This is a genomic window from Porticoccus sp., assembly GCF_041592135.1.
Classification (GTDB): domain Bacteria; phylum Pseudomonadota; class Gammaproteobacteria; order Pseudomonadales; family Porticoccaceae; genus Porticoccus.
On sequence record NZ_JBFHQR010000069.1, the window covers coordinates 1 to 11,849 of the forward strand.

At 59.3% G+C, this 11,849-nt stretch carries 12 protein-coding genes; 6 read left to right on the plus strand and 6 right to left on the minus strand.

Going from position 1 to position 11,849, the window contains the following annotated elements; all coding sequences use genetic code 11:
- From hemC to ABY948_RS07580, 4 genes are all read left to right on the plus strand, one after another.
- The coding region (hemC, locus tag ABY948_RS07565) for a hydroxymethylbilane synthase (RefSeq protein ID WP_461481919.1) at positions 1-512 on the plus strand (512 nt) is incomplete at its 5' end.
- Positions 512-1,300 (plus strand): uroporphyrinogen-III synthase, encoded by a 789-nt coding sequence (locus tag ABY948_RS07570; protein ID WP_461481920.1) that lies wholly within the window; start codon positions 512-514, stop codon positions 1,298-1,300. The genes hemC and ABY948_RS07570, both read left to right, overlap by 1 nt.
- An 86-nt stretch (positions 1,301-1,386) precedes the next feature.
- Complete coding sequence (locus tag ABY948_RS07575) at positions 1,387-2,589, plus strand: uroporphyrinogen-III C-methyltransferase (RefSeq protein WP_461481921.1); 1,203 nt, start codon at positions 1,387-1,389, stop codon at positions 2,587-2,589.
- Positions 2,586-3,800 (plus strand): heme biosynthesis HemY N-terminal domain-containing protein, encoded by a 1,215-nt coding sequence (locus ABY948_RS07580; protein ID WP_461481922.1) that lies wholly within the window; start codon positions 2,586-2,588, stop codon positions 3,798-3,800. Before ABY948_RS07575 ends, ABY948_RS07580 begins: the two co-directional genes overlap by 4 nt.
- 78 nt (positions 3,801-3,878) lie before the next feature.
- Here ABY948_RS07580 and ABY948_RS07585 read toward each other — a convergent pair whose 3' ends face one another.
- The 5 genes from ABY948_RS07585 to yrfG form a co-directional block, all read right to left on the minus strand.
- Positions 3,879-5,438 (minus strand): phosphoenolpyruvate carboxykinase, encoded by a 1,560-nt coding sequence (locus tag ABY948_RS07585; RefSeq protein ID WP_461481923.1) that lies wholly within the window; start codon positions 5,436-5,438, stop codon positions 3,879-3,881.
- 86 nt (positions 5,439-5,524) lie between these two features.
- Positions 5,525-6,415, minus strand: a complete 891-nt coding sequence (gene hslO / locus ABY948_RS07590; protein WP_461481924.1) for an Hsp33 family molecular chaperone HslO — start codon at positions 6,413-6,415, stop codon at positions 5,525-5,527.
- Between the two features lie 97 nt (positions 6,416-6,512).
- Complete coding sequence (locus tag ABY948_RS07595) at positions 6,513-6,953, minus strand: DUF4124 domain-containing protein (RefSeq protein WP_461481925.1); 441 nt, start codon at positions 6,951-6,953, stop codon at positions 6,513-6,515.
- A complete protein-coding gene (gene hslR / locus ABY948_RS07600; RefSeq protein WP_461481926.1) occupies positions 6,950-7,348 on the minus strand; it encodes a ribosome-associated heat shock protein Hsp15 in 399 nt (132 codons plus the stop codon). Before hslR ends, ABY948_RS07595 begins: the two co-directional genes overlap by 4 nt.
- The gene (yrfG, locus tag ABY948_RS07605) at positions 7,341-7,958 is read right to left on the minus strand and encodes a GMP/IMP nucleotidase (protein ID WP_461481929.1); all 618 of its coding nucleotides are present in this window, start codon (positions 7,956-7,958) and stop codon (positions 7,341-7,343) included. The genes hslR and yrfG overlap by 8 nt, the downstream gene beginning before the upstream one ends.
- Positions 7,959-8,038: 80 nt before the next feature.
- Between yrfG and nudE the strand changes: the two genes are divergently transcribed.
- Positions 8,039-8,629 carry an ADP compounds hydrolase NudE gene (gene nudE / locus ABY948_RS07610; protein WP_461481927.1) on the plus strand — a complete coding sequence of 197 codons (591 nt, stop codon included), beginning with the start codon at positions 8,039-8,041 and terminating at the stop codon, positions 8,627-8,629.
- Positions 8,616-9,479 carry a 3'(2'),5'-bisphosphate nucleotidase CysQ gene (gene cysQ, locus ABY948_RS07615; RefSeq protein ID WP_461481928.1) on the plus strand — a complete coding sequence of 288 codons (864 nt, stop codon included), beginning with the start codon at positions 8,616-8,618 and terminating at the stop codon, positions 9,477-9,479. Before nudE ends, cysQ begins: the two co-directional genes overlap by 14 nt.
- On the opposite strand, the gene ABY948_RS07620 is transcribed toward cysQ, so the two are convergent.
- The gene (locus tag ABY948_RS07620) at positions 9,471-11,822 is read right to left on the minus strand and encodes a penicillin-binding protein 1A (RefSeq protein ID WP_461481930.1); all 2,352 of its coding nucleotides are present in this window, start codon (positions 11,820-11,822) and stop codon (positions 9,471-9,473) included. The two genes, cysQ and ABY948_RS07620, sit on opposite strands and share 9 nt — an antisense overlap.
- Positions 11,823-11,849 lie beyond the last annotated feature (27 nt).

Here is an 11,849-nt window from a genome sequence, read left to right on the forward strand (position 1 = left end):
ACCTCACCGTCGGTGATTTGAGAGGCAATGTGCAGACCCGTCTGGGCAGACTGGATGCCGGTGAGTTCGATGCCATTATTCTCGCCACCGCCGGCCTGATCAGGTTGGAAATGGAAGATCGGATTCGGCAACGGATTGCGCCGGAAGTATTCCTGCCGGCCGGTGGTCAGGGCGCGGTGGGGATTGAGTGCCGCACTGATGATACAGCGTTGCAGACCCTTCTACAGCCGCTGCACCATCGGGAAACCGCGAAGTGCGTGCGTGCCGAGCGCGCCTTGAACCGCCGGCTCGAAGGGGGTTGCCAGGTGCCCATCGCGGGTTATGCCATACTCCTCGAGAATGGCCAGCTGTGGCTGCGCGGGCTGGTCGGCTCCCCGGATGGTACCAGGGTGTTGCGGGCTGAGCTCAGCGGCAGTGCAGATGACCCGGAAGCCCTGGGTCTACAGCTGGCAGAAATGCTGTTGGCACAGGGAGCTGGAGAAATTCTCCGCGAGGTCTACGGAGACCGCTAATGCTTCCGGGTCGCAAACCCCTGCGCGTGCTGTTGCTGAGACCCCTGCAACAGCGCGACGACTTTATCGCCGCGCTCTCCAGTCGTTGCGATGTCGAACTGTACCGCTGTCCGGTAATGGACATTGTGCCGCTGGATAGCACCTCGGACAGTGAGTCCATCCAGTCCCGCATGCTCAATTTTGATCATTTTCAGATAGCTATTTTTGTCAGCCGCACGGCTGCCAACTTGGCGGTGGAGTGGTTGAACCGTTGCTGGCCCGCACTACCCCCGGGGGTGCGCTATTACGCGGTGGGTAACGCCACGGCTAGTGTGCTGCAAGCACAGCGGATTGCCGTGGAAACACCGAGTCAGTCTTTTGACAGTGAAGGGTTGCTGAAGCTGCCGTCATTGCAGTCGGTCGCCGGTGAAAAAGCGCTGATTTTTGCCGGCAGGGGCGGACGCACGCTGTTGGCGGAGGAGCTGGAGCGACGCGGTGCCCGTGTCAGTCGCTGTGATCTGTATGAGCGTCGGCCGAGTATGGAGTACGCCAGCCAGATCAATGTCCTGTTGTCGGATAGTGCCGTCGATATGGTGGTGGCCCACAGCGGAGAGCTGTTGGAGCTGTTGCTGCAGCTGGTGGCGCCGGCCTGTCGGCAACCCCTGATGTCCCTGCCGGTCCTGGTGCCGGGACAACGGGTGGCGGAATTGGCTGTCGGGCAAGGTTTCACAGAGGTGATCAGCGCCACCTCGGCCTTGCCTTCGGACATGGTTTCAGCAATTCTTGAGTGGTACAGTAACAGCGGTTAATCCCCGCCGCGCCGCAACACCGTGCGCATACAGGAGTAGGGGGGTGGCCGAGGCCATCATGGGATGTATTTGCAGGAAGAGCGTCAGTGAATAATGACAAACCCATAACGCCGGACGACAACCAAGCGACGGCGGCAAACGGCGAGCGAGGGCGTGCGGGCAGTGTCCAGGCCCCTGCGGAAACCGCACCATCGGAACCAGAAACCACCCAATCCTCCGCCGCCCCCAGGGCACAAAATCCCGGAAAATCTGCATCCAAGTCATCCGCTGCCAAAGGCTGGCTGATAGTTGTGTTGCTGTTGATTGCCGGCGGTGCCAGCGTCTGGTGGTGGTTCTACGGGCCGTCTCCCCAGTGGCCAGGTGGTGCTGACCAGGTGCAGTCGGTTCGCCAGGATGACCTGACCCGACTGGAACAGCAGCTGTCCGCCGAGGTCGATGCGCGCAAGGCATTGGCCGCACTGGTGGAGAAAAATAACGCTGAACAACAGTTGGCGATGAGCGCCCAGGCGCGTCGCCTGCGGGAATTATCCGGCGCCTCCCGGACGGACTGGTTACTGGCCGAAGCGGAATACCTGCTACGGCTGGGCAATCAGCGCCTGTTAACCGAGCGCAATAGCGAAAACGCCCTGGCGCTGTTGATTTCGGCTGACGATATCCTCCGTGAGCTGGACGAGGTGCAATTGCTCCCGGTGCGCGAAGCCCTGGCCAGAAATATCGTGGCGCTGAAGAGTCAGTCCCCGGTGGATCGCGAGGGCTTGTTCCTGCAATTAAAAGTGCTTGCCGAGCAAGTGGTCAGCCTGCCGATCCTGGCGCCCAAAATGTCCTCGCCCGATCAGGCTGAGCCGCTACCTGCTCCCCCTGAAGGGGCGGATGCGCCCTGGTACACCCCGCTGGTGAAGGTGGGCCGACTGGCACTGGCGGAAGCGGAAAAGCTTATTCTGGTACGCCGCCGCAGTGACCCGGTTGATCCCCTGCTCAGTCCCGAACAGGAGCAGTTGCTGCGCTTGCAATTGGGTGCCGTGCTCGAGCAGGCACAGCTGGCCGTGCTGCGGGAAGAGCCGCAGGTCTACCAGGCCAGTTTGGGCAAAGCCCGTGAACTGCTCGCCACTTACTTTCAGTTAAATGACCGCCATGCCCAGGCCCTGCTTGCGCAGCTGGCAGAGCTGGAGACACAGCAGATCACTCGGGTTCGCCCGGATATCTCGGAGGGCCTGAATGCACTGCGTGACTATATCGACAGTTGGCACAACCGCCATCAGGTCGAGCAGGGCGGAGGCGCGCAGCAGTGAAAAAGCTACTGTTGTGGGTCGTGCTGGTGGCCTCGCTGGGCGGTTTGCTGGCCTGGCAAATGACGGAAACCAGTGGCTACGTGTTGATTGCTCTCGGCAACTACAGTGTCGAGATGAGTCTGTGGACGTTGCTGTTACTGCTGTTGTTGTTGTGGGCATTGCTGCGCACGTTGGCCTACCTGTTCCGGGTGATGACCGAACCGGGCAAAAAACTGGTTAGGAATAGTCTGTCCGGCCGCAAGGCTCGCAACCGCCATCGCACTGATCGAGGGCTGCTGCAGTTTATTGAAGGGCGCTGGGATCAGGCGCGACGCAACCTTACCCGCACCGCCAAGCGGGCCGATATGCCGCTGCTGAATTATCTCGCCGCAGCCAATTGTGCCTATGAGCTGGGCGATCAGGAGGACGTTAACCGGTTGCTGGTGAAAGCGGCGGAAAGTGCCTCTGGCGGCGAGCTGGCCATTGGCTTGGCCCAGGCCAGAATGCATCTGCGGGATCAGCATTACGAAGCCGCATTGGCTATTCTGCAGCGCCTGCATGCCAAGGCGCCGGATCATCCACTGGTGCTGAGGATGTTGGCCAATGCACACCGCAGCTTGCAGGATTGGCGGAGTCTGGAAAAGTTGCTTCCCGACCTGAGGCGCTTCAAGGTCTATGACAAAAAGTCGATGGAACAGCTTGTCGTGGAAGTTTATGTGGCATTGATGGCGAATCTCGCTGACCAGGCCAAGCGCACCGGAGCCGCCGAGGATACCCAGAAGCTGGTCAGGCTGTGGCAGGAGTTGCCCCGCGATGTTCGCGGCGACAGTCGGGTACAGGAGGAATACATCCGCGACCTGTTTCAGCTGGGGGAAACCGGCCAGGTTGAAACTCTCTTGCGCAGGGCGCTCAAGGACAATTGGGATGAGCAGCTGGTCAGGCTTTACGGCCTCATTGAGGGCGGTGATGCAAAAAAACGGCTGTTGACGGCCGAGAGCTGGTTGCGCGAGCGGCCCAATGATCCGGTGCTGATGTTGACCCTTGGCCGCTTGAGCATCAAAAATCAGCTATGGGGCAAGGCGCGTGACTATTTTGAAAGTTCGCTTTCTTTTAAGGCCCAGCCCGAGGCCTATGCCGAATTGGCGCAATTGATGGCACGGCTGGGCGAGCATGAAAAGAGTGCGCACTATTATCAGCGGGGCCTGACCCTGAGTACGGGGCTGAGCGGGTAGCCGTGGGGTTTGCGCGGTACAGCAAACATTAAAAAAGGCACCGATTGGTGCCTTTTTAGTGTGGGGTCGGTAGATCGTTTAGATGGTCGGGCCCGCACTCAAGACGCTGTCGGTGACGTCGAAGCGCTTGATGTTTTCCACAAACAGGCTGGCCAGCTTGGTTGCCTGCTCATCGTAGGCTGTTTTGTCAGTCCAGGTTTCGCGAGGATTCAGGTAGCTGCCGTCCACGCCCGGTACACTGCTGGGAATCTCGAGGTTGATGATCGGCATTTTGACGGTCTCAACGTTTTCCAGGTCGCCATTTTGGATGGCGGCGATAATGCCGCGGGTAACCGGAATGGGGAAACGGGCACCGCTGCCGCCGGCGGCGCCGGAGCCACCGGTCCAGCCGGTGTTCACCAGGTAAACGCGGCTGCCGAAGTCTTCGATGCGTTTCATCAACAGTTCAGCGTAAACATTGGCCGGACGGGGCATGAAAGGTGCGCCGAAGCAGGTGGAGAAGGTCGGCTGGATGCCGGCTGAGCCACCCATTTCTGTGGAGCCCACCCGGGCGGTGTAGCCGCTCAGGAAGTGGTAGGCCGCGGCCTCTTTTGACAGGATGGAGACCGGAGGCAGTACGCCGGAGACATCACAGGTCAGGAAGATAACGTTCTTCGGTTCGCCAGCGCGGTTTTCCTCGCAGCGCATTGCCACATGCTCCAGCGGGTAGCTGCAGCGACCGTTCTCGGTCAGGCTGGTGTCGTCGTAGTCGGCGGTGCGCTGTTCATCGATCACCACATTTTCCACGATGGCGCCGAAACAGATGGCATCCCAGATCACCGGTTCGTTCTTCTTGCTCAGGTTGATGGTTTTGGCGTAGCAGCCACCTTCCATATTGAAAACGGACCCCTTCGCCCAGCCGTGTTCATCGTCGCCGATCAGGTAGCGAGCCGGGTCTGCAGACAGGGTGGTCTTGCCGGTGCCGGAGAGGCCGAAGAACAAACAGACATCGCCCTCTTTGCCCACGTTGGCAGCGCAGTGCATCGGCATGACGTCTTTTTCGGGCAGCAGGAAGTTCTGTACGGAGAACATAGCTTTTTTCATCTCGCCGGCGTATTTCAGTCCGGCAATCAGTACCTTGCGCTGACCGAAGTTGATAATGCCCACCGCTTCACTGTTGGTGCCATCGCGCTCGGGATCACAGACGAAGTTGGCGGCGTGGAGAATTTTCCACTGTTCCTTGTTGGAGGGATTGTAGCGCTCGGGGCGGATAAACATATTGCGGCCGAACAGGTTGTGCCAGGCCGTCTCCGTGGTGACTTTAACCGGCAGGTAGTGTTCTGTGTCCTGGCCAACATGGAGATGAGAAACGAATCGATCGCGATCTGCCAGGTGAGTTTCTACGCGGTCCCACAGGGCGTTGAATCTGTCCTGTGAGAAGGGGCGGTTTACCGAGCCCCAGCCGATATCATCCTGGCTGCTCGGCTCTTCCACGATGAACCGGTCGGCGGGTGAACGTCCAGTGCGCTTGCCGGTGACCGCCAGCAGTGCGCCGGTGTCAGTGAGGTGCCCCTCGCCGCGTTGAAGCGCCAGTTCAATCAGTTCGGCCTCGCACAGATCGGTGTAAACATTCACCGCAGAATCTTCGATTTGCGTCATCAGTATTGGTCCTGTTGGGTAAGTTCAGGTCGGGTTCAAAGCCCTGCCGGGCTAAAAGGTCGGCAATTATGCCAGAAAAAAATGCTCTAGTGGAGCACCGGTGGACTTTCGTCGAACAAGCGGTCGATGTCCCCCTGCTGGAAGCTGTAATGCTGGTGGCAAAACTGGCAGTCAATGTCAATGGAGCCCTGTTCGTCGAGGATGCTCTGCAGTTCCTCTCGGCCCAGCGATATCAATGCATTGGCGATTCTGCCCTCGGAACAACTGCAGGCGAATTGCACCGGGTTTGCCTCAAAAAGACGCAGTTCATCCTGGTGAAACAGGCGATAGAGCTGTTGTTCGTGTTCCAGTAGCAACTGTTCCTCTGGCGTGATGGTTGCGGCCAGTTGGGTGACGTGCTGCCACAGTTGCCGATTTACTTCCGGATCGGCTTCCTTCTGGTGTGGCAGTGCCTGTAGCAGCAAACCGCCTGCGCGAGGAGGTGTCGTGGCGGGGGCAGCACTGAGCCAGATACGGGTGGCGAGCTGTTCGGACTGGGCAAAATAGTCTTCCAGGCAGCCGGCCAGCGTTTCTGACTCCAGCGGTACAATTCCCTGATAGCGTTCGCCCTTGCTGGGGTTGATGGTCAGGCTGAGGGTTCCCGAGGGAAGCAGCTCCCGCAACGGTTGGCCCTGGGCGTAGTGGAAGCTGTCGTCGAAATGGGCGATGGCGCGCAGATGATGATGCCGGGTGCAGTCGGCCATGATGGTGGTGACAGGGCCGTTGCCCTGTGCTTGCAGTGTCAGTACCCCTTCGAATTTCAGGGTGGCGCTGAGCAACCCCGCCGCCGCCATAAATTGGCCCAGCAGCTCCTGGACCGGCTCCGGATAGCGCGCATTGGACAGCACCTGCTGGAAGCTGCTCTCCAGGGTCAGTATTTCACCGCGAATGTCGGAATGCTCAAAAACAAAGCGCTGCAGCTGATCGGCGTGACTCATGGTGAAGGCTCCTCGGGAAGGCCGGCGAATGTAGAGCGGTTTGTCGTCGTTGTCCAGCGGGCTTGCGGGTTAGTCGGGGCTCTTTGGGTCACGGCAGTCAGGAGCAGTGTTGGCGAATTTCCCTCTCCAGTTGCTCGGCGCGGCGTTCTCGCTCCGTTTCGGTGACAACAATTTCGTTGCCATCCGGATCGAGGAAGGCGACCCGACCGCGCAACACCGACAATTGATTCTTCGCCTGTTGGCAGGCCTGTTGGCGTTGCTTCTCCTGCTGTTGTTGTCGTGTCTGCTGTCGTTGATGAAAGGCTTTTTCCTCGGCGGTTTCTTCCTGGAACACCTGCTGTAGCTTCTCCGTTTCCGAGGTGCTGCTGTCGCTGTTCAGTGGGCGCAGCTGCCCGGATATGTCCTGGGCATGGGGGGAGTCTTGCGGTTTTTTGTCTGAAAAATGGACTTTCCCCTCACTGTCGACCCAGCGGTAGATTTCGCCGTGGCAGAGTCCAGTGGCCATCAGCAGGCAGGAGATAAGGGTGGCGCGTATCACAGGTTCTGTTCCTTGAATCGATGAATCTGGCGGCGTTCTTTTTTGCTGGGTCGGTGGTCCTGGAATGAGGCAGACTGGTTGGCGGCCTTGCGTTCCTCTGCTCTTTTTGCCCGCAGTGCGATGCTGGCTTCTGTCTCGGAGTAGAGCAGTGCCGCCTCGCTGGCGCCGCGCCGTTGTTCCGACAGGGTTTCAACCAGGACGGTTTTCTCATCCCAGCCCTGGCGTATCACCATTTCAACACCGATGGTTATTTCCTTGCTCGGTTTGGCGCGCTGCCCATCAATATGTACTTTGCCACCCTCAATGGCCGCCTTGGCCTGGGCGCGGGTCTTGAAGAAGCGCGCCGCCCAGAGCCACTTGTCGAGGCGGACTTTTGGTAGGGGTTGCTCAGCCATGGGGCAGAATTTCATCAAAGTGGATGATGGTGGGAAACCCGTCCACCCCTTTGGCGGTCTGTTTGCTGTCGGGCTGGCTGATGCCCAGCAGGTGGCCAATGCCGTACTCTGCCGCAGCTCTCAGTACCTCTATGGAATCGTCTATAAAGAGTGTTCTGGCGGGAATGAAGTGTTGCTGTTTCTCCAGAGCCTGCCAGAAAGCTGGCGTCTCCTTGGGGTGACCGAACTGGTGTGAGCTGTAGATATGATCCAGCAGTGGCCCAATACCCGTTACCGAGAGTTTGAGTTCCAGGCTTTCCGGGTGGGCATTGGTGATCAGTACCCGCTGTTTGCCCGCTTCGCCGAGTTGGTTGAGAAATTCCTGTACAAAGGGCCGCTCCTGGATGAGATGATTGATCTCTTCTTTGAGCTCGCGAATGTTTACCGCCAGTTCCTTTGACCAGAACTCCAGGCAGTACCAGTCCAGCGTGCCGCGCTTTTCGTTGAAGCGGTTGTGCAGGTCGCGGGTGGCCTGGTCCGGACAGAGTCCGTGGTGCTCGGCATAGCGCCTGGGCAGATGGGTCAGCCAGAAGTAGTTATCAAAATGCAGGTCCAACAGGGTGCCGTCCATGTCCAGCAGCACGGTGTCGATGGTAGTCCAGTCAATCTTCACAGCTATAATGTTGAACCGCAGTTAGAACAGGCTCCAGTATGCCCACAAAACCCGTGATATTGAAGCGCCGCCCCCTGGCCAGGACCCGTCTGTTCCAGGTCGAGCAGTTGGAGTTGCAGTTTGCCAATGGCGTGCGGCGTACCTACGAGCGCTTGAAACGGCCCGGCGTCGGGGCGGTGTTGATCGTGCCCATGCTCGACCCGGAGACCGTGTTGCTGGTGCGCGAATACGGTGCCGGGGTGGAGGACTACCAGCTGGCGTTGCCAAAAGGGGCCATGGATCCCGGTGAGGATGCCCTGCAGGCGGCCAACCGGGAGTTGATGGAGGAGGTGGGCTATGGTGCCCGCCGCCTGCAGGTGATCAAAAGCCTCAGCTTGTCCCCGGCGTATATGGAGCACGATATCCAGGTGGTACTGGCGGAGGATCTCTATGCAAAGCGCTTGCCCGGGGATGAGCCGGAACCCATTGAGGTGGTGCCCTGGGCGATGCGGGACCTCGCCGCCCTGATGAGCCGCGATGATTTCACCGAAGGCCGTTCGGTGGCGGCGCTTTATCTGGTTCGCGAGCTGTTGTCTGCCCGCGCCGCCCCGGGGCAGGCCGGCGAGGAGGTTGATGATGGCCAGACCTGAGACGGGGCGGGTCGATTTTGCTCTGCTGGAGCAAATTGTGGCGCTGGCAGAGTCGGCGGGCAGCGCCATTATGTCCTTCTATAAGGATATTCAGAAAGTGGGGACGAAGATCAAGGAAGACCGATCTCCGGTCACCGAGGCAGATGTCGCCGCCAATCAGATACTGCTGTCCCGGTTGCCCGGGTTGCTGAACGTGCCGATTTTGTCCGAGGAATCCGCGATCCCGTCCTATGCTGTGCGGGCTGGGTGGGGTCGCTATTGGCTGGTTGACCCGCTGGATGGGACCCGTGAGTTCCTGTCTGGCAATGGCGAGTTCACTGTCAATATTGCGTTGATTGAGGATCATCGCCCGGTGCTTGGGGTGGTTTATGCGCCGGCTGCCGGTATCGGCTATGCGGGGGTGCGCGGCGCTGGAGCCTACCGGTACGCCGGAGGGCGGGCTGCGCCGATCTGTACGAGAACCATGGCGGCGCGCGAAGCAGACGGGGTGCCACTGACCCTGGTTGCCAGCCGCCGGCACGGTAGCGGGGAGGTGGTCCGCCTGCAACAGCGGCTGTCGCAGCGGTTTGGCGATGTGGTGGTGCGGCAGATAGGGAGCTCGCTGAAGCTGTGCCGGATCGCAGAGGGCGTTGCTGATCTCTACCCGCATTTTTGGCCGACATCGGAGTGGGATACGGCCGCGGGTCAGGCCGTAGTGGAGGCTGCGGGGGGGCGAGTGCTCACAATGGATCGGTGCCCCCTCCTCTATAACAGGGAAGATTCTGTGCTCAATCCTTTTTTTTACGCGGTCGCGGACAGCCAGTATGAATGGGGTGCCATCCTGCCTTCCGCGCTGCAGGAACTAGAATAGATCCTCCGGTCGAGGCTCCCCCGGCGGCGTCTGGCTGCCGCCATTGCTGGCCGCCTCTGCCATTGGCGGCACATCTTCCTTGCGGAATATCTCGAAGATAGCGTTGCGGTGATCTGGTCCTACACTCAGCCCTGTCTCGGGGTCAATCCGTGCCATGACGATGCCCTCGGGTTGTGGCCGGATAAACTCCGGTTTTCCGGACAGGGCCGTGCCCATGAAATCTATCCAGATGGGCAGGGCTGCGGAGCCGCCGTATTCTGATCTGCCCAGCGTCAGGTTTTCATCGAAGCCCACCCAGGCGGTGGTGACCATGTGGGTGCTGTAGCCGGAAAACCAGGCATCTCTTGGGCCATTGGTGGTGCCGGTTTTGCCGGCGATGTCGGCCCGTTTGAGGACGAGCGCTTTTCTGCCGGTGCCTTTGCGAATCACATCCTTGAGAATAGAGTCGACGATGTAGGCAGTTCGCGCATCAATAATCCTGGGCGCGCGGGGATTTTCCTGGAGGGCGTCAGGGCTGGCCTCGCCTTCCTTGTCTGGGGCGGTCTCGCCTGCGTCTAGACGAACCGCAGTTTCCCGGGATTCTTCAGCCGGGTCAGTTTGCTCTTTTTCATCGCAGTGGTGGCATACGGTCAGCGGGGCCGCCCGGTAGAGTACTTTTCCGCTGCTGTCTTCAATTCGATCGATCAGGAACGGCTCGACGCGAAAGCCGCCGTTGGCGAAGCTGGCGTAGCCGGTGGCGATCTGCAGGGGGGTCACGGCGTGACTGCCCAGGGCAAGTGACAGGTTGTGGGGAAGCCTGGACTGGTCGAAGCCAAAACGACCCAGGCCGGCGATGGCTTTTTCGACGCCCAGGGTCCGCAGGATGCGGATGGAAATCAGGTTGCGGGACAAATACAGCGCCTGGCGCAGTCGGGTGGGGCCGTAGAACTTGCCGCTGTCATTCTCCGGTCGCCAGCTCCCTTCCAGCAGATCATCCTCAAATACCACGGGGGCGTCATTGATGATGCTGGCTGGGGTAAAACCGTTTTCCAGTGCGGTGGTATAGATGAAAGGTTTAAAGTTTGAGCCAGGTTGTCGTTCCGCCTGGGTGACGCGGTTGAAATGGCTCTGGCGAAAATCAAAGCCGCCTACCAGTGCCTGAATAGCCCCGTTGTCCGGATTCAAGGCGGTGAGAGCGGCCTGGGCCTTGGGCAGTTGGCTGAGGTGCCAGGCGCCCTCCTGTTGCCGGACCCGAACCAGGTCTCCGCGGACAAAAAGTTCCTGAGCCTGTTTGATCGGGGCAGATCGACTGTTTGGGCTATTAAAGCGACGCAGTCCTTGCAAGCCGTTCTCCCAGGTGATGTCGGCGTGCTCGCCGCTGGGCAACAAGATTTTCAGGGACTGGTCAGCTAGCTCGGTGATGATGGCTGGCGTCAGGTCTCCGAAGACAGGGGTTTCTCGCAGCAAGGACCCCCATTGCTGTTCATCCGTGGCACTTTTCTCCGCTCCACGGTAACCGTGGCGTTGATCATAGGCGAGCAATCCGTTCTGGACAGCTTTTTGCGCTGTCCGCTGCAGCTGGCTGTCGATGGTGGTAAAGATGCGGTAGCCATCGGTGTATGCCGCTGTCCCCACCCTATCCAGAATCTCTTGCCGCGCCATTTCTGCAACATAGGGGGCATCCAGCTCGGAGGCGTAACCGTGATAACTGGCGGTGACCGGCTGGTTGACCGCAGCCAGATAGGTGTCGTTGTCAATGTGGCCCAGGTCAAGCATACGCTTCAGGATCCAATTGCGGCGGATCAGAGCCCGGTTGGGGTTGGCGATGGGGTTGTAGGCGGAAGGGGCTTTGGGTAGTCCGGCCATCATCGCCAGCTGTGCAAGATCGAGCTCACTGATGGATTTTCCGTAGTACACCTGGGCGGCGGCTTCGATGCCATAAGCGCGATTGCCCTGATAGATCTTGTTGGCGTAGAGGGTGAGGATCTCATCTTTGCTGAGCTCGTCCTCGATCCGGAGTGCCAGCAGTATCTCGTTAAACTTGCGCGTGAAAGTCTGTTTGCGGGTCAGGAAGAAATTTCTCGCCACCTGCATGGTGATGGTGCTGCCGCCGGTTCGGATTTCTCCCGAGGTCATCAGTTGGGAAGCGGCGCGCAGCAGGCCGGTGATGTCGACCCCGGAGTGGCTGTAAAAGCGATCGTCTTCTGCAGCCAGCAATGCCTGGATATATTGTGTGGGCAATTGCTCGAATTTAACGGGGTTGCGGCGCATTTCGCCAAATTCGCCAATTAGTTGTAAATCTTGTGAATAAACTCTCAAAGGGGTTTGTAGTTTTATCTCTCTAAGGCTTTCAACTGGGGGCAATTTGGGGCTAAGGTATAAATACAGGCT